The following is a 25,541-nucleotide window of genomic DNA, read 5'->3' on the forward strand; positions in this document are numbered from 1 at the left end:
CCCTTACGCGTCGAGGTTCTTGCCGACGATGCGCATCAGGAATGCGGCAACGATATTGGCAAGGATGATGGCATAGACACCGCCAGCGGAGCCGAGGCCGACGTTCTGGCTTTCCAAGACACGCTGGAAGATCAGATAGGTCAGTGTGCGGGTGCCAAAGGAGCCTTGGGTGGTCACAAAGATCTCGGCAAAGATCGACAGCAGAAAGATCGTCTGGATCAGAACCACAACGGTGATCGCCCGGCCAAGGTGGGGCAGGATGATATAGCCAAAGCGGGCGAGGGGGCTTGCGCCATCCATCTCTGCCGCCTCAAGCTGCTCACTGTCGAGCGACTGGATCGCGGTCAGCAGGATCAGCGTCGCAAAGGGCAGCCACTGCCAGCTGACGATCAGGATGATCGACTGCATCGACGCCTCAGAGAGCCAAGAGATCGGCTCCGCGCCGAAGGCTTTCCAAAGATGCGCAAAGAGCCCGTTCACGGGGTCCATGAACATGTTCTTCCAGACCAGCGCGGACACGGTTGGCATCACGAAAAAGGGTGCAATTACAAGGATCCGCACGATCCCCTGTCCCCACATCGGCTGATCCAAAAGCAGCGCCAGCAACACGCCAAAGATGACGGTGATGGCCAGAACACCGCCGACGATCACAAGCGTCGCCTGCACGCTGGGCCAGAAGGCAGAGGACGAAACAAATCGAAGGTAGTTGTCAAAGCCGACCCAACCCAGATCGCCGCCCCGCAGGGGGAGATACTTCTTGAACGAAAAAAGAAGGGTCATTGTCAGCGGAACGAGCATCCAACCGAGCAGCAGGATGACAGCCGGGGCCATCATGATGCGCGCGGCAGAGCGGGAATGCTGGGTTGCCATGGGGGACTCCTCGTCAGATGGGTCAGGCCCATCCAAGACTGCGACAGAGAGAAAAAGGGCCAGGGTTCGCGAGATGCGAAAGCCCTGGCCGAGGAGGAGTGACGTTAGTAGCCTGCGGCTTCCATTTCGTCGGTGGTGAGGGCCTGTGCTTTTTTAAGCGCCTCATCCACGGATTGCTGACCGGCCAGTGCTGCCGAGAATTCCTGACCGACCTGCGTGCCGATGCCCGCAAATTCCGGGATCGCCACAAATTGCACGCCGGTATAGGGAACCGGGTCCACAGAGGGGTTGGTCGGGTCGGCGGCGTTGATCGAGTTCAGGGTCATCTCCGCAAACGGTGCTGCGTCGAGATAGTTCTGGTTCTCATAGAGCGAGGTGCGGGTGCCCGGAGGCACATTGGCCCAGCCTTCCTTGGAGGCGACCAGCTCGGTGTAACCCTTGGAGGTGGCCCATTCGATAAAGGTCTTGGCCTCATCGGTGGCGTCGGACCCAGCCGGAACCGCCAGTGTCCAGGCCCAGAGCCAGTTGCCGCGTTTGCCGAGGCCATTGTCCGGCGCCAGTGCAAAGCCGACCTTATCGGCCACGGTGGAGTCGTCAGGATTGGTCACAAAGGATGCCGCAACGGTGGCGTCGATCCACATGCCGCATTTGCCCTGCTGGAACAGCGACAGGTTTTCATTGAACCCGTTGGTAGAAGCACCCGGAGGGCCGTAGTTCGTCATCAGGTCCATGTAGAAGGTGAGGGTGGTTTTCCATGCCTCGGAGTCAAATTGCGCGGTCCAGTTCTCATCGAACCACTTGGCGCCAAAGGAGTTGGACATGGCGGTCAGGAAGGCCATGTTCTCGCCCCAGCCCGCCTTGCCGCGCAGGCAGATGCCGTAGACTTCGTTGTCCTTGTCGCTCATGCCTGCGGCGGCTTCCTTGATGAACTCCCATGTGGGGGCGTCGGGCATCTCGAGGCCCGCTTTTTCCATCAGGTCGGTGCGGTACATCACCATGGAGCTTTCGCCGTAGAACGGTGCGGCATACAGCTCGCCGTCAACGGTCAGACCACCACGGATCGCGGGCAGGATGTCGTCGGCGTCCCATTCCGCAGGCATGTCGTTGAGCGAGACCAGCCAGTTGTTCTTGGCCCAGATCGGGACCTCATAGGTGCCAATGGTCATCACATCGAACTGACCGCCCTTAGAGGCGATGTCCTGCGTGACACGTTGACGGAGCACGTTTTCCTCAAGCGTGACCCATTCCAGTTTAATGTCGGGGTGTTGTGCGGTGAAATCGTCAGCCAGACCCTGCATGCGGATCATGTCGCCGTTGTTGACGGTGGCAATGGTCACCGTGGTTTCGGCCTGAACGGCGCCAGCCGCCATGACTGCAAGTGCAGATGCCGCACAAAGTGCGTTTCTCAGGTACATCCGTTTCCTCCCTAGTGTCTGGATGTGATGCAATCACGGTAGGGCGCGGGAGGGGTTATCGTCAATAAAATATTTACGCGCGTAAAATTATGATGATGAGTGACGTGAACTCAAGCACTTAGGGTGTCGCTCAGGCGGAGGCGCGTTTGATCAATGTGCCTTCAAACAGGGTGGTGTCGCGTTGCTCGGCGCGCTCGCCCGATTCGATCAGCTTGAGAATCGCCTCAACGCTGCGGGTCGCGATGGCGGAATAATCCTGTGCCACGGTGGTGAGCGGCGGGCAGGTGAAGCGCGCATAAGGGTGGTCGTCGTGGCCCGCGACACGCAGGGCGCAGCCCGTCCCTGACCCGACCCGCAGCCCGCATTCGTAGGCGGCGGCCAGGAACCCAATCGCCAGACGGTCATTTGAACATAACACAGTGTCAGTGGTCAGTTGGCGCGTGCGTATGGCCTCCAATCCGCCCCGGTAACCGATTTCTTCAAAGTCCCATGTATCGCCTTCGATCTGGATCAGCTTGGGCTCTAGATCCAAGGCTTCCATCGACTCAATATAGGCATTGCGGCGTTTATAGGCATTGGGGTTGGTGGGTGTCCGCATCTCAAAGAAAATCGGCGGCTCGCCTGTCTCAAAGAGGTAATTCACCATCATTTTAATGCTTTGAGGATTGTCGAGACCAAAGAAGGCTTCGCCGAGATCGCCAATGCTGTTGTCAAATAAAACGGTTGGCACATCAGCACAGAAGCGTTCGATCGCGGCCACGTCAGAGTTGCGACCCAGCGGGGCCAGCAAAACCCCGGCCGGTCGGATCGAGCGCAGTGAGTCGAGGTTTTCGATCTCTTGCCCGGTGCCGCCATGAGAGCTGAGGAGGATCGGGCGAAAGCCGCCTTGAATGACCAGATTTTCGATCACGCGCGCGATCTCGGCAAAGAACGGGTCGGCGAGGTAGGGGACAACGATGCCGATATTCTTGGTCAGCCGCCGGTTCTGGTTCATCGCGTAGATGTTGGGCTGATAGTCATAGGTCTCTAGGGCTGCCTCAACCTTTTTGCGGGTCGAGGCGCGGACACTTTCGGGGTCGTTGAAGTATTTCGAAAGCGTGGGTCGGGAGATGCCGCTGACGCTGGCCAGCTCTTCCATATTGCGGATTTTTGACTCTGACATGGCCCCTCCTGATCACGACGCCACCCGAAATGCGTGCGGCGCTCTCTTCGCTTTCGCGCCAATAGTGCGCTCAAATCTTTGCGGGCGCAAACTTTTTGCAAGGCACGTTGAAGGCTGATCCCTTGTTTTAACAAAAAACGCAAGGCCCCGACATCACATGCACGGGAGCCTTGCGTTTGCCTGTCTGATGTCTCCGCTGAAGTCAGGCTGAACGGGCAGTTGTGGGCGCATCATGTGCGTCACTGTCCCACGAGGAAGGGGCATCTGCGCTCATCGGGGTGTCGATCTGAAAGCGCCCGGTTACGCGCGAAAGCGTGCGGGCCTCGCTTTGCAACAACTGGCTGGAGGCGGAGGCTTCTTCGGCCATTGCGGTGTTCTGCTGGGTTACGGAATCCAATTCACGAATGGCCGCATTGATATCCTCAAGCCCTTGCGATTGGTGCTGCACCCCACCCGCGATTTCCGAAATCAGGTCACTCACGGATGTGACTTGTTCAATAATGCTGGTGAGTGCATTGCCGGCTTTGTCCACCATGGAAACCCCGTTTGCCACATGCTCTTCGCTGGTGGAGGTGAGGGTTTTGATCTCACCTGCGGCTTCGGATGCGCGGCGCGCAAGGTTGCGGACTTCTGAGGCGACAACAGCAAATCCGGCGCCTGCCTCGCCTGCGCGGGCAGCCTCAACCCCGGCATTGAGAGCGAGGAGGTTGGTCTGAAACGCGATGTCGTCGATCATATTGATGATCTTTGAGATCTCAGAAGACGCCTGCTGGATCTGATCCATCGCAGCAACGGCAGAGCGCACCACTTCATTGCTTTGTTCGGCTTCGCGGCGCGTGCCGCGCATGGTGCTGTCGACCTCGGTCGCCTTTTCTGCGGTGTCGCGCAAACGCTGGGTCAGATCCTGCATCGCGGTCGCGGTCTTCTCCAACGTGGAGCCCTGGCTTTCGGTGCGTTCAGCCATTTCGTTGGCAGAGGCGCGCTGCTCTTGCGAGAAGCGGTCCACATGCCGGGCGGCTTCGACCACCTCGCGCAGGGAGGTGCGCAGGTTTTGCAGGCTGTGATTGTAGTTTTCCCGCAAGGTCTCATAGTCGGGCGAGAAGGGGCCGTCGATCTCACAGATCAGGTTCCCATCCTGAAGCTGCGACAGCGCGTGGCTCATTTCCTCGACCACATAGTCGGTCTCGCGCTTGGCTTCTTCTTCTCTGGCCGCGGCCTCATCCGCGAGCTTCAGTTTGTCGCGAAACGTGTCGAGGCTGCGGGCCAGGTCGCCAAATTCGTCGCCTCGGTCCAGCCCGGAGATGGCGATGTCGTAGTCCTCCTGCGCCAAGGCATTGGTGGCGTCGCGCAGGTGGTGGATCGGCCGGGTCACACGGTTTGCCGCGGCCCAGGAGACGCCGATGGATACCACAACGGACGCGCCAATCAGCGACAGGACCATCCATCGAATACGGTAAATCATCGCAAAGGCTTCGGCATCATCGGTTTCCATGACAACCGACCAGTTAAACCCGTTGAGTGCCAATGGAATAACGACGGCGGCAGCGGGTTCGCCAGATGCGGTCTGCGTTTGCGCGAACTGACCGGCCTCGCCCTGACGGGCGGCGGTGATATGCGGAGCGTCTGGAAGTTTGCTTAGCATTTCAAAGGCACCGGGGATCATGCCGGGGCTTTTTGCGGCGCCATCGGGGCCAATCAAGTAAATGTTCTCATGCCCGTCTGCCTCAAGATTGGCGCTGAGGGCGGATTGCACAAAATCGGTGCCAATACGCACCGCGATTGCGCCGACAGGCTGGCCGCGTTTGTTCAGGATGGGGGAAGCAAGGAAGGCGCCGACGCTGTCAGCAGGGCTGTAGGCGGAGAAATCCTCCACCACGACGCTGCCGGGTTCTGCATTCAGCGCCGCCTGCGCCACGCGGGCTAGCGCGCTGTCCGCGAGCAGGTCGCCGGTGATGTCTTCGGCGAAATCTCCATTCTTTTGAACCGTGTAGGCGACAAGCCCTGCCGGGGTGATCAGGTAGATATCGGAATAGCGGTTGAGCGTGGCGGTTTGTACGAATGTCGGGTGATAGGTGACATGGGATTGGCTGTAATAAGAGCCATCACCCGGGTCCACAAGTTCTGCGCGCTGGTCTTCGGCGTTGGGATTGTCGGTGATGAAGTGTTTTTTGAGGTAGCCGATCTTATCATCCGCCTCCACCATGCCGATCACGCGCTCAAAGTTGTTGATCGCGCGAAACGTGGTGGGCAGGGCGGCGAGATTTGCCACATCGCGCTGTGCTGCGCCAATGCTGAAACTGAGCGCCTGCGCCCCGGCTTGTGCCTTGGAGGCTTTGGCGGAGGCGACATTCTCCCGGATGCTGCGTTCTGCCATCGTATAGATCAGGAACGACACCGTCACCACAAATGCCACCGTCAGGGCGACCATCAGAACGGGTAGTTTGAGCTTGAGTGAAACACTCGAAGGTTTCAGCAACACAGGGAGTTCTCCTTACGGCAGGGCAGTGCGCATCCCCAAAGGGTCGCATATGTTTCCTAATATTCTGTTTTGCGGTCTTCGCTGGCGTTCTGCGGGCGGCGAAGGGGCTGCTATGTGGACTCGGCGCTGTTGATGCGGCCGTGTTGCGCGATCAAATGGGCGAGCGTGTTGAGATCAACGGGTTTCCCAAGCAAGGCGCTGATCACATCTTCGGTCAGGTTGGGATCAGAGAGCTTGCGTGCGAGTGCTGTGACGATGACGATCGGCAAATCCCCATCCGCAGTTTTTGCCGCCCGCGCCAGTTGGCCGCCGTTTTGCCCCGGCATATTGTAGTCGGTCACAAGGAAGGACCACAGGCCCGGATCTTCTTCAATGGCTTCGAGAGCCTCATCGGGGTGCAGGCAGATGCTGACCTCAGCCCCGAGGCGCTCCAGAAAGGCGGCAATCGATTCAGCGACCTGCGCATCATCATCCACCAGCAACACCAACTGCCCGTCGAGCCGCACCGAACCGATGTCCTGTTCGCTGATCCGGGTGAGAGAGTAATCTGAGAGCGGCAGGAAGATTTCCACCCGCGTGCCTTTGCCTTCTTCGGTCAAAAGGCGAATGGCACCGTCGTGGTTCCGTATGATTTCAGCGATTGCCATCATGCCAATGCCACTGCCGCGCTGGCCTTTGGTGGAGCAATGTTCATTAAACAGACGCTCCCGCACGTCGCTGGGAATGCCGCTGCCGCTGTCTTCGACGGCGTAGCGCGCATAGATCTGGTCCGGGTCGATCTGTCCCACATCAAGTCGCAGATCCATCAGATCAACGCCGGGCAGGCGTTTGAGGCATTGGTGGATGCGACCAGGCGTGTTCCCCAATGCGTCCTGAGCGTTTTGCACGAGGTTCAGCGCCACACGCAGCAGATCGGACGGCGAGCAGAGCATCTCCATCTCGTCTTCGTCCAGATCCAGCGTAAAGCGTGTGTCGGCAGACAGTGCGCTGTGCAGCAGATCCTGAGATTCCGTCAACAGATTGCGCAGGTCGATCATGCTTTGCTGATCGGTGGACATGCCAAGATCAAGGAAGCGGTTGATCATCTTTGCCGCGCGCGAAGATGCCTCGCTGATGCGGTTGGAATAAAGTTGGACCTTATCCGGCGGCGTGCGATCATTCAGCAAAGCGGAGTGCCCGTTGATCACCGCCAGCAAGTTATTGAAATCATGTGCAACGCCAGCGGCCAGACGGCCTATGCTTTCGTTTTTCTCGAAGTCATGCAGCTTTTGTTCAAAGCTGGTGCGGGCTCTTTCATACTCAATTCGGCGGGTGATGTCGCGCGCCACCACGATGCGCATTTTTTCGTCAATGCGGGTGACGCAGACCTCAAACGTGCGCTCCCCATCCGCCAAGTTGGCCCGCATTTCGATCTGCGCGCAGCCTTCGGTTGCGACCTTTGGGCGAACCTCGGAGGAGAGGCGGGCGACGTCTTCGTCACGAAAGGCTTTGCACCAGCTTTCCCCAATGATGTCGTCGGGGTTTTCTGTACCAAAGATGCGGGCAAATGCCGGGTTGGCATAATTGATGCGGGCGGTGCGCTCGACAATGGCGATGCCCTCAGCGGTGCTGTCCATGGCGGCGGCGCGCTGCTGCAGCACACGTTTTGTGCGCTTGATGTCCGTGATATCGGTGCCGGTGATGACGCGACCGCCTTCGCTGCTGTCAAAGCTGCGCACAAGGAAGATGGTTCCGTCGCTGCAGGTGACCTCGACCCGCTGATCACTGTCTTCGACGCTTTTGATAAAGGTGGCGATGGCCTGATGTGGGCGCATCTCGGTGCCGTATAATTCGTGCAGGAGGCTGCGCATGGCGGTGTTGGTATAAAGCACCTCTCCGTCGGCGCCGGTTGCCAGAATAGCGCTGGTGACAGCCTCCATTGCGGATTCGATACGTTGTTCGAGCTGATGCACCACCAGCTGCGTTTGCGCGTGTTCGGTGACATCCGTGTGGGTGGCCAGAAGGTAGCGTAGCGTTCCAGAATCGCTGCGGATCGGGGTCAGACTGATCTCATCGAGGAATGGGGCGCCGTCCTTTTTGGTGTTCAGGATGCGGAACCGTCCCCGCTGGCCATCGGCAAAGGCGTTGCACAGGTTGTCCAGATCCGCGCCGGGGCGAAACCGCTCGGTGATAAACATCATGCCCAGCATTTCAGAGAGTGTGCGCCCGGACATCACCTCATACGCGGCGTTCACATAGACCACATCGCCGCCTTGATCGGCGGGGTTGACCAGCATCACGGGAACCTCGGCATTCTCAAGAACCGAGGCGAGCAGCGATTGGCGGTCGTCCATGCGGATGCCGCGCAGTGCATGACTTGTGATGGCGGTGAGACGGGATAGAACCTGCGCTTTGCTCTCGTCAAAAAAGCCGGGTTCCTGATGCCAGCACAGCACAACCATGAGCCGGCCGTTCTTGCGGCGGCAGGGCGTGGCGATCAGGCTGCCCTCGCTATGGCCGCATAGGCTGGCAGCGGCGGGGGTGCGACAACGGCTGAGATCACGGATCTGGCGACGGCGCGCGAACCACTCTATTTGTTCAACCTCCAGCGCGCGTCCGTATTTTGGCGGAAACAGCACGGTCGGTTGGCTCTCTGGGCTGCCGAAGTGGCGTTCGCTCACATCCCCAAAGACCAACACCTCTTGCGCGCCGGTGGTGGACTGGAGCGTCTCGCTCAGCGCCTGCAGGACTGTTTCTTGGGTCTCGGCGCTCGTCATCGCCTCAATCCCGTCCAGCATGGCGTTGGTGACATGCAACTCGTGCAGCGCGCCCTCGCGCGGGGGCGCGGGCGCTGTCAGACGATCAGAGGCGTCGTCCTTGGATAAAGGGGCCGGTCGGATGCTCATATGGGAGAGAGTAGACCGGGTATCCTTAAGGATCGGTGCAATTTTCCCAGCAAATTGCAGCAAACCCGCACGGAGTTTAAGGTCGCAAATGCCAAAAGAATAAGGTCACAAACTGTTTCAATGTTGGGATTGAAAACAGTGGTAGCGGAGGAGGGACTTGAACCCCCGACACGCGGATTATGATTCCGCTGCTCTAACCAACTGAGCTACTCCGCCGCTCGCTGTGTGGAGGCGATTTACGGAATGCCACCGATAGGGTCAAGTGCGAAAACAAAAAGATGCGGAATTTTCAGGAAGTTTTTTCCACGCTCTAACGCATCTTGTTTGAACTCAGTCAGTTACCTCTGCTGCGAGGGGCGATATTTGTGCCGACGGCAGGGGAGAGGCATCTTCAAGCTCGATCAGTTTCGGCAGCGGCAGCTGATCGAGAAGGGCGAAGACCCGTGAACGGCAGGATTCCCCGGCCCAGTCGCCAGGGTGAAAGGCATTCGGCAGATCCGGGTGGCGCAGAGCAATGCGACGCCAGCGATGGACCAGCAGCGTGCGCAGGCAGGCGCGTTGCAGCGGGTTTAGTTCAGGGGGTGGGCCAAGGGGAGCAAGGGCGCGATCCAGTTCGGCGCAGCTTTGGCGCAATGGCTCCGGGAACAGTTCTTCTTGGAGCCACTGTGGGACATGAGCAATCTCAATATTGGCGACCAGCATGTCTGGCGCAGCTGTCGCGGTAGGCTCGGCGTGTCCTGTGGCAAGGCCAGTATGACGGTTGATGCGGATCGCCCGTTGCGGTCTGTGTTCACCGAGTGCGTCCAGTGCTTCCAGACCCTCGGGCGTGCCCGCGATGAGCAGATGCCACGCCCGCGTTTGGCAAGCGGTGCGGGCATATATCCGCGGCGTAACCAGCGCAGATTGTGCGCGACCATAGGGTGTCAGGAAATGACGCGAGCCACGACCGCGACGCTCGCTCTCGGTCCAACCGTCCTTGCGCAGGCGGTGCAGCGCAACACGAATGGCTTCGGGCTTGATCCCAAGGGGTGTAATCACACGGGTCAGAGCGGCGCTGCTGATACCTGCGCCCTCATCCTGCGCCATGTCGCCGAGAAAAGAGATGATGATGGACCAGACCCGCTGGCCCTGCGGCTCTGCAAGCGCTGATAGCGCGGTGGCAAACCAGTCATGTGTGTCCAGTGTCATAAAAACACGATAGGGGCTGGTGCGATTGAGCGCCAGCCCCATCAAAATATGCTGATATCACATCCCAGGTGGGTGCGTTCAGAATGCAACCATCGTCAGCAGTTCATACTCCGCCACCAGTTCGTCGTCCTGATTGGTGAGCGTCACGTGCCAGCGTATTTCGCCATATTCCTCGTTGCGCGGGGTCTTGGCCTTGACGGTGAGGCGCACCTTGATGCTGTCGCCCGGCACCACCGGTTTCATGAACCGCAGGTTGTCGAGACCGGTGTTGGCCAGAACCGGACCCTCGTCCGGCTGCACGAACATGCCCGCAGCAAAGGACAACAGCAGATAGCCATGTGCGACGCGGCCCGGGAAGAACGGGTTCCGTTCGGCGGCGGCGTCATCCATGTGGGCATAGAAGGTATCACCCGTGAACTGCGCAAAATGCGCGATGTCGTCGCTGGTCACGGTGCGCGGTGCGGTGTGAAGCGTCTCGCCAATGGCCAAGTCGCCAAAGCGCCGGGTGAAGGGATGCGCCGGGCCGGTGGTCTCCGGGCTGCCGGGCACCCATTTGCCGATAATGGCCGACAGGATCTCGGGCGAGCCCTGCACCGCGGTGCGTTGCATGTAGTGTTTCACCGCACGCACACCGCCCAGTTCCTCGCCGCCGCCCGCGCGACCGGGGCCGCCGTGCACCATATGGGGCAGGGGAGAGCCGTGGCCGGTGGATTCCTTCATGGAGGTGGCGTTGTTGATATAGACCCGCCCATGGAAGGCCGCGATATTCAGTGTCACCTCACGCGCCACCGCAGGGTCGGCAGTGATGAGCGAGGCCACGAGGGAGCCTTGGCCGCGATTGGCCAGTTCGGCGGCATGCGCAAGGTCGCGATAACCCATCACGGTGGAAACGGGGCCAAAGGCTTCGGTGTCGTGGACATGTTGGGCGGCGTCCGGGTCAGCGCAATGGAACAGCATCGGCGGCACAAAAGCACCCTTGTCCTTGTCGGCGCCCTCAACGGTGAAGTCGTCGGGGTCGCCAAAGACGCGGGTGGCTTCGGTTGCGATCTTGGCGGTTTGCTCCAGCACATCACGTTTCTGCGCGGCCGAGACCAGCGCGCCCATGCGGGTGCTGTCGGCGCGCGGGTCGCCAATAGTGATTTTTGCCAGCGCGGTGCTCAGCCCGTCGATGACCGCGTCGACTTGTGTGTCTGGCACTATGATGCGGCGGATCGCGGTACATTTCTGCCCCGCCTTGGTGGTCATTTCGCGCTGCACTTCCTTGAGGAATAGGTCGAATTCCACGCTGCCGGGTGCTGCGTCGGGGCCGAGGATCGACGCATTGAGGCTGTCTTGTTCCGCCACGAACCGCACGGAGTTTTCAACGACTGCAGGCGTTTGGCGCAGCTTCAGCGCGGTTGCGGCAGAGCCGGTAAAGCTCACCACATCCTGACAGGTCAGCCGGTCCAGCATGTCGCCAATTCCGCCGCTTACCAACTGTAGCGCGCCCTCGGGCAGAAGGCCGCTGTCCAGCATCAGGCGCACCGCAGCTTCGGTGACGTAGCAGGTGGCGGTGGCTGGTTTTACAATGGCCGGAACACCGGCGAGCAGGGTGGGGGCGAGCTTTTCCAGCATGCCCCAGACCGGGAAGTTGAACGCGTTGATATGCACTGCAACACCGGGCAGCGAGGTGCAGATGTGCTGGCCCATAAAGCTGCCGTGGCGCGACAGTTGCTCGACCGCGCCGTCTGCATAGACCGTGCTGTCGGGCATCTCGCGCCGCCCCTTGGAGGCAAAGACAAACACCGTGCCGATGCCGCCGTCCACGTCGATCAGGTGGTCCTTTTGGGTCGCGCCAGTGTCAAAGCTGAGGTCATACAGGTCGTGTTTGTGGGCGTCCAAATGCTGTGCCAGCGCCTTGAGCATGCGGGCGCGGTCATGGAACGTCATGGCGCGCAGGGCGGGGCCGCCCGTATCGCGGGCATAATCGAGCATCGCTTGCACATCGAGCGTGGCATTGCCTGCGCGGGCGATCACCTCTCCGGTGATGGCTGAGGCAATCTCGCGTGCGCTCTTGTCCGGTGCGATCCATTCTCCGGCGGCAAAGCTCGCCACATCTTTCGGGCACATGTCTCGGGTCTCCCTGAAGTCTGTTGTGCAACGTGCCTGCGCCCGGTTTCGGGGCGGCCCATTTTCCTGATCAGATATATTGACCGTCCGGTCGGTTTATGCAAGTCTTTTCCCAATCGGGCGCTGGATCGCCCGCCGTGGGCGAGAGGGGAGGCATCATGGAACAGAGTATTCTGACGAAGGATCACGGGCCGTGGTGCGAGATCACGCTGAACCGCCCGGATCGGCTCAATGCGTTTACCGACGAGATGCATCTGGCCTTACGTGCCGCACTGGAAGAGGCGCGCGATAGTGGCAAGCGGGCGCTCTTGCTGACGGGTGCGGGGCGGGGATTTTGCGCGGGGCAAGATCTTTCGGCGCGTAACCCGGATGCGGCGAGTGGCCCGGTGGATCTGGGCTATACGGTGCGCACGTTTTATGCGCCGCTGGTGAACCTGATCCGTGCGTTGGAGTTTCCGGTGGTCTGCGCGGTGAACGGCGTGGCGGCAGGGGCGGGGGCAAACCTGTCGCTGGCCGCAGACATCGTGTTGGCAGCGCAGAGCGCGAAGTTCATCCAGTCCTTTGCCAAGGTCGGACTGATCCCCGACACCGCTGGCAGCTATCACCTGCCGCGCCTGCTGGGCGAGGCCCGCGCCAAAGCCCTGGCACTGACCGGAGAGCCGCTGAGCGCCGAACAGGCCGCCGACTGGGGGCTGATCTGGAAATGCGTCGCCGATGACGTGCTAATGACCGAGGCGCGCGCCCTGACGGCCAAGCTCGCGGATGGGCCGACGCTGGGGCTGAGCCTGACCAAATCGCTGATCCAGACCTCGGGGGCCTATACGCTGGCCGAGCAGCTGGAGCGCGAGGCGGATGCAATGAAAACCTGTGGCGAGAGCGCAGACTACGCCGAGGGCGTGCGGGCATTTCTTGAAAAGCGCCAGCCGGTTTTTCGGGGGGAGTAAGCCATGACCATGACCGCAAAGACCCGCGCAGAGAAATCCGCCGCCGCCATGTGGGCCGACGATCAGGCGTCCAAATGGGCCGGTATGGGCATCGAACGTGTCGACGAGGGCAGTGCCGCGCTGGCCCTGACCGTCGAGGCGCATCACTGCAACGGCCATGGGATCTGCCATGGCGGTGTGATCTTCATGCTCGCCGACAGCGCCTTTGCCTTTGCTTGCAACAGCCGCAATCAGGCGACGGTAGCGCAGCACAATATGATCAGCTTTATCGCGCCGGGGCGCAAAGGCGACCGGCTGCTGGCCGAGGCCCGCGAGGTCTCGCTCACCGGGCGCAGCGGTCTCTATGACGTGAGCGTCAAAAATCAGGACGGACAGCTGATTGCAGAAATGCGCGGCTGCTCGCGCGCCATCAAAGGGCATCTGTTTGAGGAAACCGATGCGCCTATGCCCCGCGATTAAGCGGCACCAGGACTATCCCGCGACGGAGGACGCCAATGATAGATTTGACACCCAACCGGTCAGACCTTGACCCGATCGAGATCGCGTCCATCGACGAGATCCGCAGCCTGCAATTGGAGCGCCTGAAATGGTCGCTGCGCCACGCCTATGACAATGTGGCAATGTATAAGGCGCGGTTCGATGCGGCCGGGGTTCACCCGGACGATTTGCAAGAGCTGTCGGATCTGGCGAAGTTTCCCTTCACCACCAAGGGCGATCTGCGCGATGCCTATCCTTTCGGCATGTTTGCCGTCCCGCGCGAGCAGATCCTTCGGGTGCATGCGTCCTCCGGCACCACGGGCAAGCCGACGGTGGTGGGTTACACGCAAAAGGACATCGACACCTGGGCGGACCTTCTGGCGCGGTCCTTGCGTGCGTCCGGTCTGCGGCGCGGCGATATGGTGCATAACGCCTATGGCTATGGGCTGTTTACTGGCGGGCTTGGCGCGCATTACGGCATTGAGCGCCTCGGCGCGACGGTGGTGCCGATGTCGGGCGGCCAGACCGAAAAGCAAGTGACGCTGATCGAAGATTTCCGCCCCGACGGCATCATGGTGACACCCTCTTATATGCTCAACATCCTTGAGCAATATCACCGCATGGGGATCGATCCGCGCAGCTCTTCGCTGAAGGTTGGCGTCTTTGGCGCGGAACCCTGGACCGATGCGATGCGCCGCGAGGTCGAGGCGGCCTTTGATATGCATGCGGTCGATATCTACGGCCTCTCGGAAATCATGGGGCCGGGAGTTGCAAATGAATGTGTGGAGACCAAGGACGGGCCGGTCATCTGGGAGGATCATTTCCTGCCGGAAATCATTGATCCCGAAACCGGCGCGGTGGTGCCGGATGGTGAGCTGGGCGAGCTGGTCTTTACCACGCTGACCAAGGAAGGCCTGCCGATGGTGCGCTACCGCACCCGCGACCTGACACGCCTGCTGCCGGGCACTGCGCGTTCGATGCGGCGGATGGCCAAGATCACCGGGCGGTCGGATGACATGATCATCCTGCGCGGCGTCAATGTGTTTCCAAGCCAGATCGAAGAGCAGATGCTGACGGTGGAGGCGCTCGCGCCCTATTACCAGATCGAGCTTTACAGCAAGGGCCGAATGGACGCGATGCGCATCCATGTCGAGGTCTTGCCAGCGGCCACCGCACCCGAACAGCGCGAGGCCTGCACCAAGCAACTGGCCAAGCGGATCAAGGATATCGTTGGTATCTCGGCAGAGATTTCGGTAGGCGAGCCCGGCAGTGTCGAACGCTCGCAGGGCAAGGCGCGCCGCGTCGTCGACAATCGCGAGAAAGGATAGGCGCCCTTGGCCCGGACCATTGCCAAAGACCACGACCAGAAGCGCGCGCTGATCCTGTCGGCCTCGGCGCGGCTGTTTGCCGAAGAAGGCTATGACCGGGCCTCGATGACCCAGATCGCGCGCGCCTGCGGGATCTCCAAGGCCAATATCTACCACTATTACGAGGGCAAGGACGCGCTGCTGTTTGACCTGTTGGACAGCTACCTGCGCAGGCTGCGGGATCGGGTCTGTCAGATGGATCTGAGCGATCTGGACCCGGTGGCGCGGCTAAGACGTATCCTGACAGAGGTGCTCTTGGCCTATGAGGGCGCGGATCACGAGCACAAGGTGCAGCTCAACGCGATCTCGGCCCTGCCGGACCCACAACAGGAGCACCTGCGCGCCTACCAGCGTGAAATGGTGAAATTCATGAGCGCCGCCATCCGCGACGCCGCACCCGAGACGCTTGGTGCGGACAAAGGCAAGCTGCGCGCGGTCACCATGTCTGTCTTTGGCATGTTGAACTGGCATTACATGTGGAATGCCGGGGCCGACACCGAAGATCGCAAAGGCTATGCCGACCTTGTCGCGCGCCTGACGCTTGAGGGTGTTCAGGGGCTGTGAGCACCGTCTTGGGTGATCGCTGCGCCTGATAAATCGGCTGTATCCATAGCCGTACAACAGTTTCCACAAGATGCGCTCGGACACCCGCCGATTTAGGGGGGTGTCATCGGCAATCTATTGCTGTGTCAAAATCTCTTCGCTTGGAAAGGCTGTTGAACGGTCTAGGTATAACAGAGGCTTATCGTCCGTCCCGTGATGGGTCTGAAGGTATTGCGCGGCTGATGCGCTCTTTGCGGGATGACGACACCAAAGAAACGTGAACCATTCAGGAGATGGGAAAATGTCAAAGACTTCAGGTGTGATCGCAGCACTGTTTGCTTCCGCACTCGCCGTGGCGGGCTGTACCGACAATCAGGACATCAACGCCGTATCTGGTGCGCTCGTTGGCGCGGCGGTTGGCAATCAGGTTGGGTCTGGTAGCGGTAAAACTGCAGCGACGCTTGTGGGCGGTGCCGTTGGCGCGCAGCTTGGTGCAAACGCACCACGTCAGTGCACGTATCGCAACGCCAACGGGTCGACCTATAAGGCCGCGTGCCCGTCCTGATCCCGGTATCGGCAGGTCGGCTTTGCCGGCCTGCTCGCAAGATAAAAAATGCCCCGGCGATGTGCCGGGGCATTTTTGTTTTTGTTGACCGCGCTTACTGTCGCGATGCCAGCAGCGGTGTAATGCGGCGCACGGTGACACGCCGGTTGGCGCGTTCGGCGTCCAGCACCGGCACCGCCAGATCGCTTTCGCCATAGCCTTGGATCACCATGTTTTCCGGCGGCACGTCAAAATACTCGGTCAGCGCCAGCGCCACGGTTTCCGCCCGGCGGTCAGAGAGCGCAAGGTTATAGGTCGCCGCGCCCACCGCATCAGTGTGACCCTCGATCAGGAACACCTCGGTCGGGTTCCGCTCGACCATCTGGCGCAGCGCATTGCCAAGGTCCGTCAGCTCTTCGGCCTGTTCCGGGCGGATCACCGAGGAGCCGGTTTCAAAGGTCACCTTGTCGACGTTGATTTCCGGCACCAAACGGCGCACCGCATCAATGTTGCGCACCTGTGCCAGCGAGAATCGACGGTCGATCCCTTCGGGTTGCTGGGCTGCGAGTGCCGCGGCCAGATCCTCGGCGGAGATGCTGCCATCCGTCGAGAAAGCCCTGCGGTTTGGCGATGCTTTGGGCAGCTCTGTTACCACCACCTTTTCAGCCTCTTGCGTGTCGTCGAACAACACCACTGTGCGGCCATCGGTCAGGGTCTTGCTGCGGCGCAACACGCGGCCATCGGCGGCGCGGATGGTTTCCACCTCGATGCCGTCCTCGCGTGTGACCACGGTGCGGGTGGAGCCGTCCTTAAACTGGTAGGTCTTCACGTTGGAGCCGGGTTGGCGCAGCAGGGCGTCGTCATTTTTGATGACGCGATACTGGCCGTCCTGTTCAACCACCGCGCGGTCACCGCTGTTAGAGACCACGGTCTCGCCAGATTTTAGCAATTGCCCAACTGCCAAAGCGCCAAGCCCGAGGAGGGCCGCTTTTTCCAGTTTGGACAGGCCATCGTCTTTATCGGCTTCTGCGCTTGGCGCGGCAGGGGCGGCGTCTTCGGTCGCGGCGGTCTCGTTTACCTTGGTGTCGAATTCCTCGGCAGAGCTGCGCGCGGTGTCCTCAGTCACGGTCTCTTCAATCACCCCAGCCTCGGCCTCCGCGTCATCCCCTGCGGCCGCTGCTGCGGTGGTTTCGGTCTGGGTGTCCGCCAATGCGTCGGCTTGTTCCTGACTGTTGCGTTCGGTGACTTCGGGGTTGTCAACAGGAGCACTCTCGGCCACCTCAGCCTCAGCCTCAGCCTCAGCCTCAGCCTCAGCCTCAGCCTCAGCCTCAGCCTCAGCCTCAGCCTCAGCCTCAGCCTCAGCCTCAGTCTCAGCCTCAGCCTCAGCCTCAGCCTCGGTGGTGGCATCGGCGTTTTCCGCCGCCAGTTCCTCCGCTAGCGCTTCAGCGCTCTCATCGGTGGTTGGTTCTGCTTCAACTGCCGCGTCAGCCGCAGCGCCTTCTGCTTGATCGACCTCGGCAGATTGTTCTGCCTCTGCAGGCTCTGTTTCAGCGGTGCTGTCAGTCGTCTCGGCGGGGGGAGTGGTTTCTTCAGCCTCTGCAGCAGAGGCCTCATCGACGGGCGCTTCTTGCACCTCTTCCCCGGCGTCCGCTTCTGGCGCGGGTTCTGGTTCAGCGTCTGCCGCCTCTTCCAGCTTCTGTTCGAGGTCGCTCACTTCCTCAGCGGCCGGTGCCAAGGCCGACAGAATTGAGCCAGACTGCAACTCAACCGGCAGCGCCTCATCATAGGTGCCTTCACCATATTGTGCGCAGAACTCGGCAATGGGGTCAGCTCCGTCGGCCTCTGCGTTCGCCTCAGCGCCTTCGCGGCAACGCTCCACAAGTGCAGCGATTTCGGTCTCGCTCATTTTGCTGAGGTCGAATGTTGCATCGCCTTCAGTTTGGGCCACCCCCGGCATCGGCGCTGCCAACGAGGCGATGACGGCCAATGCGGTGGCCGATTTGAAAAATCCCGGTTTCATTGCGAGTCCTTTCCTGTGTCAGCACATGACTGTGCCCCATGAACGCAGAAGTCGGACGAAAGTTGCATCACATAAACGTAAGGGCCACCCTTTGGGCGGCCCTTCGCGTGTTTGGACAGCAGTGTTGTGCAGGTCAGATTTCGACCGGGGCAACCATGCCAACGATGTCGTAGGTCTTGCGCAGGATCGGTGCGGTGATCTCACGTGCGCGTTCCGAGCCCCGAGCGAGGATCTTGTCAATCTCGTCCTGATTTTCCATCAACCGGGCCATTTCGGTGGTGATCGGCGACATTTTATCTACCGCCAGATCGGCCAGCATCGGCTTGAACTCCGAGAACTGCTTGCCGCCCACATCCGCCAGCACCTGATCCACAGTCTGACCCGAGAGCGCGGCATAGATATTCACGAGATTGCGCGCCTCGGGGCGTTCTTCCAGCCCTTTTGCTTCCGAAGGCAGGGCCTCGGGGTCGGTTTTGGCCTTGCGGATCTTCTTGGCAATGGTGTCCGCATCATCGGTGAGGTTGATACGGCTTGCATCAGAAGGATCGGACTTCGACATTTTCTTGGAGCCATCGCGCAAGCTCATGACCCGCGTCGCCGCACCCTCAATCACCGGTTCGGTCAGCGGGAAGAAATCAACGCCGTAGTCGTGGTTGAACTTGGTCGCGATGTCGCGCGTGAGCTCAAGGTGCTGTTTCTGGTCCTCGCCCACCGGCACATGGGTGGCGTGGTAGATCAGGATGTCGGCGGCCATCAGGGACGGATAGGCCAACAGACCCAGCGAGGCGTTTTGCTGGTTTTTACCTGCCTTATCCTTCCACTGGGTCATCCGCTGCATCCAGCCCATACGGGCGACGCAGTTGAAGATCCATGCCAGTTGCGCGTGCTCTGGCACCTGGCTCTGGTTGATCAGAATGGATTTTTCCGGATCAAGCCCGGCGGCGATAAAACCCGCACATAGCTCGCGGGTGGCCTTTTTCAGATCAGCCGGGTCTTGCCAGACGGTGATCGCATGCAGGTCCACCATACAGTAGATGGATTCCACATCCCGCGATTGCCAGTCGACGAACCGCTTCAATGCACCGAGGTAATTCCCCAGATGCAGATTGCCCGAAGGCTGGATGCCTGAAAAGACACGCGGGGTGAAGCTGGTTTCGCTCATCGTCGAAAACTCCCGTCTGGAATTATGCACCATCGTCGCTTACCCATGGCGCAGAGTATCGTCAACAGGCCTAGACCCGCAGAGAGCGCGAGAGAGCGCCGGAGAGCAGGACCAATGCAAGATCAAAACCAATCCCCCTTTAACGCGTTGCCACCGGTGGTGGTGGCTCTGGTGATCGTGATCCTCGGGATCGAGATTGTATTTTCGCTCGGCGCGCGCGGCTTCATTGGCGGGCCAGAGGCGGTTGGCTGGCGATTGAGCGCGCTGCAGGAGTACGGTTTTGGCGCGCATTATTTCTGGTGGATGTGGGAGAGCGGCACATGGCCCTTTGACATCCTCAAACGCTTTGTCACCTACGCTTTTGTGCATGGGGCCTTCACCCAGACGATCTTTGTCTGTGTGTTCCTGCTGGCCATGGGCAAGATGGTAGGCGAGGCGATGGGAGAGATTGCCGTGGTCCTGATCTTTCTCGGCTCTGCCATCGGCGGGGCGCTGGCCTATGCGCTCTTGGTGGGCGGAAATGTGGCGTTGACCGGGGGCTTTCCGGCGGTCTACGGGCTGATTGGTGGGTTTACGCATCTATTATGGCTGTCGCTTGCGACCGTGGGGGCGCAGCAATATCGGGCGTTCTCCCTGATTGCCTTCTTGATGGGCATTCAACTGCTCTTTGGCCTGATCTTTGGCGGCAGCCCCGAATGGGTGGCCGACCTCGCGGGCTTTGGTACCGGTTTTGTGATGTCGTTCTTTCTGGTGCCCGGCGGGTGGGCGCGGATTTTGCAGAAACTGCGTCAGGAACGGTGATTGGAGGAGCCCCTGCGGTCAGGCTTTGCCGCGCCGCAGGGCCGATCTGAACTCCGACAGTCTGAAGGCCCCGATGATCTGGCCGATGGCGAAATAGGCGACCGCACCGATTACAATCAGCGCCAACAGTGCGAGGTAGCGCCAATAGGCCGTCGCCAATGCCGGGCCGAGCAGCGCGGCGGCGGCAAACAAGACGCCGCCCATGGCAATTGATGCCAGCACTATGCGCAAGGACCGGCGTTGAAAGCGCGCGTCAAACTGCGCCGCCGCCCCCATGCGCCGCGCGCCGAGCCAGAGTTGCAACACCATCACCCAGCCCGCGACCGGGGCGGCAATGGCCGGGGCCAGCCAGCCAAAGACAGGTTGCAAGCCGACCGCAAGAACCGCGTTCACCACCATTGCCACAAGCGCGTAGTGAAACGGGCTGCGGGTGTCTTCGCGCGCAAAATAAAGCGGTTGCAGCACCTTTTGCAGGACAAACGCTGGCAGCCCTGCGCCGTAGATGGCCACGGCCATGGCAATCGCTGCCGTATCCTGCGGCCCCGTTGCGCCACGCTCATACAGGACAGAGACCAGCGGCACCGGAATGGCGATAAAGGCCACGGCGGACGGGATCGTCAGCAGCAGGGAAAATTCGCCCGCGCGCGACAGCGCATCCTGCGCGCCCTGATCGTCTCCGGCCCGCAGGCGGCGCGACAGGTCGGGCAGCAAGACGATGCCCACCGCGATGCCCACCACACCAAGCGGCAATTGATAGAGCCGATCCGCCAGCGATAGCCAGGAGACCGCACCGGCGTAGCTGGAGGCAACGGCCTGACCCACCACCAGATTGACTTGTGTCACCCCCATCGCGAGGGCGGCGGGCAGGGCGACACGCACCAGTTGCTTCATCTCGGGGGTGAGGCGGGGCAATCCGGGGCGCAGGGAGATGCCCGCACGTGCGGCGGCGCTCCAGACCAGCGCCAGTTGCGCGATGCCTGCAAAGGGGATCACCCATACCAGCCAGTCGATCACCTCTTGTCCCAGCAAGGCGCCCGCGATCATTGCGGCGCAGGCGAGGATGTTCAACAGCACCGGCGCTGCCGCAGCAGCAGCAAAGCGCCCGGTGGCATTCAGAACGCCGGAAAACAGTGCGGCCAGCGACATGCAAAGGATGTAGGGAAACACAATGCGGCCATAGCCCACGGTCAGGTCAAACCGTGCGTCGCCGTCAAAGCCACCGGCGGTCAGCAGCACCAGCGCTGGCATGAACACCATGCCGAGTGCCGTCAGCAACAGAACCGAAGCGGCAAGGAGGTTGAACGCATCTTGTGCAAAGCCCTGCGGGTTCTCGTCCGCCTCCCAGCGTTTGGCAAACATCGGCACGAAGGCCGCGTTGAACGCGCCCTCGGCAAAGAAACGGCGGAACATATTGGGCAGGCGGAAGGCGGCATAAAACGCATCCCCCAGAACACCGGGGCCGATATAGGCGGCGATCAGGATTTCACGCATGAAGCCCAGAACCCGGCTCGCCAGTGTCCAGAATCCGACTGTCATAAAGCCGGACATCAATTTGATCGGCTTCATGTATCGGCCCGCTTTGCACCGTCGATGATGGCTTCGCGCAGTTTTTTCTCAAGCGACTGCTGCTTGGCTGCGGAGTGGTATTTCAAACCGAACATGTCCTTCACGTAGAAACTATCCACAACCTGTTCGCCATAGGTCGCGATGACCGCATTGGCGATATAGACATTCGCCGCCGCCAAGGTGCGCGCCAGATCATAGAGCAGGCCGGGGCGGTCGCGGGTGTCGACCTCGATGATGGTGTAGATATCAGAGCCATCGTTATCAAAGGTGATATGGGTCGGCACCCGGAACGCACGCTCGCGCTTCTTAATCTTGTCGCGCGATTTCAGCGCGTCGCGGGCGATGACCTCACCATGCAGGGTTTTCTCGATCATGCTGCGCAGGCGGGGCAGGCGGGAGGCCTCGAACGGGTGACCGTCGGCATCCTGAATCCAGAAGGCATCGGTCACAAACCCGTCCTTGGTGGTGTAGCTGCGCGCATCAACCACATTTGCCCCCACCAGCGCCAGCGCGCCTGCGATACGGGCAAAAATGCCCGGATGGTCCGGCATTACGAAACAGGCGCGGGTGGCGTCGCGGTCCTCGTCCGGATGCAGGCGCACCAGCATGGCCGAAGGGTCATCCAGCCTGTCGATCTCGCGCAGCATCTCGGCAAAATCCACATGCGCGGTGACATGCAGCCCCTGCCAATAGGGCGGATAATGGCGGGCGGTTTCGCGTTTGACGGCGGATTTTTCCCAGTCGGGCAGGGCCTTGCGCAGGCGTTTCTTGGCCTCGGTGCCGCGGTGCTCGCGGTTGAAGGCCTCGAGCCCGTTCTCCATCGCATCGCGGGTCTGGTTGTAAAGCGCGCGCAAGAGCACCGCTTTCCAGTTGTTCCACGTATCGGGGCCAACGCCGCGAATGTCGCAGACCGTCAGCAGCAACAAGAGATCCAGCCGTTTGACCGTCTGCACCGCCTTGGCAAAATCGCGCACCGTGCGCGGGTCGGCAATGTCGCGTTTCTGTGCGGTGTCCGACATCAGCAGATGGTAGCGCACCAGCCATTCCACCGTCTCGGATTCGGATTTGTTGAGCCCCAGCCGAGGCGCGACCTTGCGGGCGATCTGCGCGCCAAGAATAGAGTGGTCCTGCGGACGTCCCTTGCCGATGTCATGCAGCAGCATGGCGATGATCAGCACCTTGCGATTGACGCCCTGTTTGATCAGCGAGGACGACAGCGGCAACTCATCCTCCAGCTCGCCCCGCTCAATGGCAGAGAAGTTGGAGATCACCTGGATCGTGTGCTCATCCACCGTGTAGGAGTGATACATGTTGAACTGCATCATCGCCACGATCGGCTCGAACTCCGGGATGAAGGTCGACAGAACCCCCAGTTCATTCATGCGCCGCAGCACGCGCTCCGGGTTGCCGTGTTTCAGCAGCAGGTCGATGAAGATCCGCCGCGCATCCGGGTTGTTACGCATTTCGTCATCAATCAGATGCAGGTTGCCGCGCGCCAGTCGCATGCTGTCAGGATGCAAGAGCAGGCCGGTGCGCAGGGCTTCTTCGAACATGCGCAACAGGTTTAGCTTGTCCTGCAAAAAACTCTCGGGGTCGGCAATTTCCAGACGGTTGTGATTGATCTTATAGCCGGGTTTGATGCGGGGTTTGCGCCGGAAGATACGTTCCAGCAGCGGTTCGCTCTTGAGCTGGCTGTCTTCGAGTTTGGAGAGCAGGATACGGGTCACATCGCCCACTTGTGTGGCGTGACGGAAATAATCCTGCATGAAGACCTCGACCGCGCGCCGGCCGGATGTGTCCTGATAGCCCATGCGTTCGGCGACCTGCACCTGCATGTCAAAGGTCAGTTGTTCGGTGGCACGCCCCGCACTCAGATGCAGATGCGCCCGCACGGCCCAGAGGAAGTTTTCGGCCTTCGCAAAGAAATCAAATTCTTCGGGGCGAAACAGGCCAAGGGGCACCAGTTCGGCCACGTCCTGCACCTTGTAGAGATATTTGGCGATCCAGAACAGCGATTGCAGATCGCGCAAGCCGCCTTTGCCCTCCTTGACGTTGGGCTCCACCATGTAGCGTTCGCCCTGCTTGAGGTGGCGGGCGTCGCGTTCGGCCAGTTTGGCGTCGATGAACTCGGCGGCGTCCTTGGCAAAGAGATCCTTTGCCAAACGCTCTTCCAACTCTGCCGCGAGGGGGCCGTGACCTGCCAGAAATCGGTGCTCCAGCATGGCGGTCCGGATGGTGAAATCCTCAGAGCCGAGGCGGATGCAGTCCTTGATGGTGCGGCTGGAATGGCCGACCTTCAGCCGCAGATCCCACAGGATGTAGAGCATGGATTCAATCACGCTCTCCGCCCAGGCGGTGATCTTATAGGGCGTCAGGAACAGCAGGTCGACGTCGGAAAACGGCGCCATCTCACCCCGGCCATAGCCACCCACCGCAAAGACAGAAATCCGTTCGCCGGTGGTGGGGGTGGCGATCGGGTGCAGCACGTCCACGGCGGCCATGAGCGCCGTGGTGACCAGCCCATCGGTCAGATAGGTATAAGACCGGGCCAATTCCCGCGCCGCGAAGGGCTGCAATTCAAAGGCTTCGGCAATGGCGCTGCGTCCGGCCTTATTGGCGTCGCGCAATAGCGCCACCACAGCGGCGCGAAACTCTGCGCCCTGGACCTCTTGAGCCAAGTCCTGCACCCGCAAGCGGATCGCATCGGTATCAAAAATCATACTGGGGTCGCAGATCAGCGACCCCAGAGGTTCGGGATGGGTTTTGTCGTTGGCGTCCGCCGGTTCAGGAACCGGCTCCTGGGAAGCTTCGGGGCGCTGGGTCAATGATGACGACTTTCTTGTCCTTGATCGTTGCGATGGCGAGGCCACGTTCGTTGGTGCCATCAGGACGCAGGCGGAAGATACCTCCTGTGCCTTGGAACCCTGCGGATTGTGTCAGTGCCGCACCGGTCAGCGCACCGGAATTGCCAGAGCTGACAAGTGCACCAATGGCGGCGATGCCGTCATAGGCCAACCCGCCAATCGGGTGAGGCGCTGCGCCATAGGCGGACTGGTAGCGGGCACGGAAAGAGCCAGACTTTTGCGGGTCAGGCATCGCAAACCAGCCATTTTGCACGCCGGACAACTCCAGCGTTTGTGCCGGAATGTCCCAACGGGTCAGGCCCATGTACTGCACATCTGTGGTTGCAACACCCGCTTCGGGCAGCAGTTGGGTCAACAGCGGCAGCGCACCTGCGGTGGTGGCGGTCAGGAACATCACGTCTGCGTTCTTTTGGCGAACGCTCTGGGTGATGGTCGGGATCGCATTGATCACGCCCTGCTGGGACAGATCATAGCTCACACTGCCCGCAACGGTCATCCCGCTCTGCACCGCAGCCTGCTGAATCGCGGCACGTCCGGTCTGGCCTGCGGCGTTATTGCCGGAGACCACGACCATATTGCTCTTGCCTTGGCGCTTTGCGTATTGGGTCAGGCGGCGGGCGGAGTTTTCAAAGGTAGATCCCAGCACAAAGACGTTACCGCCCGCGATGGAGGTGTTGTTGGAAAACGCCAGCACGTTCACGCCACGCTTGGCCGCAGCGATGCCTGCGGCATTGGCGGCCTCAGCGTAAACCGGGCCGAGGATGATGCGCGCGCCGTCTTGCACCGCTTGGGTTGCGACGGCAGCGGCAGTTTGTGGATTGCCCGCGGTGTCATAGACCCGCAAGTCCACCTGCACCCCGTTCAGGTCGGCAATCGCCAGACGCGCGGCATTCTCTAAACTCTTAGCCAGTACGTCGTCACCGCGCTGGGCAGAGCCGCGCGGCACCAGCAAAGCAACCGGCACGGGTTTCGAAGTATTGATGGTGGGCCCACCGCCGGAAATCGCACCGGGATCACAGGCGGCAACGAGTGCAGTGGCAACAACTGCGGTGGCGGTCAGGACAACCTTGCGGGCCCGATTGAAAACAGCAAACATAAAGCGCATAAACTCCCTGTTCCGGGCCGCGACGATATGCTTCGCGTAC

General features: G+C 60.7%; 18 protein-coding genes and 1 tRNA gene. 6 read left to right on the forward strand and 13 right to left on the reverse strand.

Annotated elements, in window-relative coordinates; all coding sequences use genetic code 11:
* Positions 1–3 precede the first annotated feature (3 nt).
* From QNI81_RS01950 to paaZ, 8 genes are all read right to left on the reverse strand, one after another.
* Positions 4–870 carry a carbohydrate ABC transporter permease gene (locus QNI81_RS01950; RefSeq protein ID WP_110364526.1) on the reverse strand — a complete coding sequence of 289 codons (867 nt, stop codon included), beginning with the start codon at positions 868–870 and terminating at the stop codon, positions 4–6.
* Between the two features lie 104 nt (positions 871–974).
* Complete coding sequence (locus QNI81_RS01955) at positions 975–2,285, reverse strand: ABC transporter substrate-binding protein (protein WP_283967186.1); 1,311 nt, start codon at positions 2,283–2,285, stop codon at positions 975–977.
* Positions 2,286–2,415: 130 nt separating this feature from the next.
* On the reverse strand, positions 2,416–3,447 hold the full coding sequence (locus QNI81_RS01960; RefSeq protein WP_126136320.1) for a LacI family DNA-binding transcriptional regulator: 1,032 nt from the start codon (positions 3,445–3,447) through the stop codon (positions 2,416–2,418).
* A 202-nt stretch (positions 3,448–3,649) separates the two neighbouring features.
* Entirely contained in the window at positions 3,650–5,926 is a 2,277-nt protein-coding gene (locus QNI81_RS01965; protein WP_283967187.1) for a methyl-accepting chemotaxis protein, read from the reverse strand.
* Positions 5,927–6,036: 110 nt separating this feature from the next.
* Positions 6,037–8,811, reverse strand: coding sequence for a PAS domain-containing hybrid sensor histidine kinase/response regulator (locus QNI81_RS01970; RefSeq protein WP_283967188.1), 2,775 nt, complete (start codon positions 8,809–8,811; stop codon positions 6,037–6,039).
* A gap of 139 nt (positions 8,812–8,950) precedes the next feature.
* A tRNA-Met gene (locus QNI81_RS01975) sits at positions 8,951–9,027 on the reverse strand.
* Positions 9,028–9,141: 114 nt separating this feature from the next.
* Complete coding sequence (locus tag QNI81_RS01980) at positions 9,142–9,999, reverse strand: PaaX family transcriptional regulator C-terminal domain-containing protein (RefSeq protein ID WP_283967189.1); 858 nt, start codon at positions 9,997–9,999, stop codon at positions 9,142–9,144.
* Positions 10,000–10,077: 78 nt separating this feature from the next.
* The gene (gene paaZ, locus QNI81_RS01985; RefSeq protein WP_283967190.1) at positions 10,078–12,108 is read right to left on the reverse strand and encodes a phenylacetic acid degradation bifunctional protein PaaZ; all 2,031 of its coding nucleotides are present in this window, start codon (positions 12,106–12,108) and stop codon (positions 10,078–10,080) included.
* A 158-nt stretch (positions 12,109–12,266) separates the two neighbouring features.
* Here paaZ and paaG point away from each other — a divergent pair, with 158 nt between their 5' ends.
* The 5 genes from paaG (at position 12,267) to QNI81_RS02010 (ending at position 16,004) form a co-directional block, all read left to right on the forward strand.
* Entirely contained in the window at positions 12,267–13,052 is a 786-nt protein-coding gene (gene paaG, locus QNI81_RS01990; RefSeq protein ID WP_283967191.1) for a 2-(1,2-epoxy-1,2-dihydrophenyl)acetyl-CoA isomerase PaaG, read from the forward strand.
* A 9-nt stretch (positions 13,053–13,061) separates the two neighbouring features.
* Entirely contained in the window at positions 13,062–13,511 is a 450-nt protein-coding gene (paaI, locus tag QNI81_RS01995) for a hydroxyphenylacetyl-CoA thioesterase PaaI (RefSeq protein WP_110364613.1), read from the forward strand.
* 35 nt (positions 13,512–13,546) lie between these two features.
* Entirely contained in the window at positions 13,547–14,857 is a 1,311-nt protein-coding gene (paaK, locus tag QNI81_RS02000) for a phenylacetate--CoA ligase PaaK (RefSeq protein ID WP_283967192.1), read from the forward strand.
* A gap of 6 nt (positions 14,858–14,863) precedes the next feature.
* The gene (locus QNI81_RS02005) at positions 14,864–15,460 is read left to right on the forward strand and encodes a TetR/AcrR family transcriptional regulator (protein WP_114961687.1); all 597 of its coding nucleotides are present in this window, start codon (positions 14,864–14,866) and stop codon (positions 15,458–15,460) included.
* Positions 15,461–15,740: 280 nt separating this feature from the next.
* Complete coding sequence (locus tag QNI81_RS02010) at positions 15,741–16,004, forward strand: YMGG-like glycine zipper-containing protein (RefSeq protein ID WP_005670053.1); 264 nt, start codon at positions 15,741–15,743, stop codon at positions 16,002–16,004.
* A gap of 94 nt (positions 16,005–16,098) precedes the next feature.
* Here QNI81_RS02010 and QNI81_RS02015 read toward each other — a convergent pair whose 3' ends face one another.
* Together QNI81_RS02015 and trpS are read right to left on the reverse strand one after the other, a co-directional pair.
* The gene (locus QNI81_RS02015) at positions 16,099–18,003 is read right to left on the reverse strand and encodes an OmpA family protein (protein ID WP_283967193.1); all 1,905 of its coding nucleotides are present in this window, start codon (positions 18,001–18,003) and stop codon (positions 16,099–16,101) included.
* Positions 18,004–18,136: 133 nt separating this feature from the next.
* Complete coding sequence (trpS, locus tag QNI81_RS02020) at positions 18,137–19,165, reverse strand: tryptophan--tRNA ligase (protein ID WP_009176926.1); 1,029 nt, start codon at positions 19,163–19,165, stop codon at positions 18,137–18,139.
* Between the two features lie 114 nt (positions 19,166–19,279).
* On the opposite strand from trpS, the gene QNI81_RS02025 reads away from it, so the two are divergent.
* A complete protein-coding gene (locus tag QNI81_RS02025) occupies positions 19,280–19,966 on the forward strand; it encodes a rhomboid family intramembrane serine protease (RefSeq protein ID WP_283967194.1) in 687 nt (228 codons plus the stop codon).
* A gap of 18 nt (positions 19,967–19,984) precedes the next feature.
* On the opposite strand, the gene murJ is transcribed toward QNI81_RS02025, so the two are convergent.
* Genes murJ through QNI81_RS02040 form a run of 3 tightly spaced genes read right to left on the reverse strand, consistent with a single transcriptional unit; the run spans position 19,985 to position 25,501 of the window.
* Positions 19,985–21,532, reverse strand: a complete 1,548-nt coding sequence (murJ, locus tag QNI81_RS02030) for a murein biosynthesis integral membrane protein MurJ (protein ID WP_283967195.1) — start codon at positions 21,530–21,532, stop codon at positions 19,985–19,987.
* Positions 21,529–24,357, reverse strand: a complete 2,829-nt coding sequence (locus QNI81_RS02035; RefSeq protein ID WP_502999383.1) for a [protein-PII] uridylyltransferase — start codon at positions 24,355–24,357, stop codon at positions 21,529–21,531. The genes murJ and QNI81_RS02035 overlap by 4 nt, the downstream gene beginning before the upstream one ends.
* Positions 24,317–25,501 (reverse strand): penicillin-binding protein activator, encoded by a 1,185-nt coding sequence (locus QNI81_RS02040; protein WP_009176270.1) that lies wholly within the window; start codon positions 25,499–25,501, stop codon positions 24,317–24,319. The genes QNI81_RS02035 and QNI81_RS02040 overlap by 41 nt, the downstream gene beginning before the upstream one ends.
* Positions 25,502–25,541: the final 40 nt, after the last annotated feature.

It is taken from the genome of Tritonibacter sp. AK171 (assembly GCF_030127025.1).
Lineage (GTDB): Bacteria > Pseudomonadota > Alphaproteobacteria > Rhodobacterales > Rhodobacteraceae > Epibacterium > Epibacterium mobile.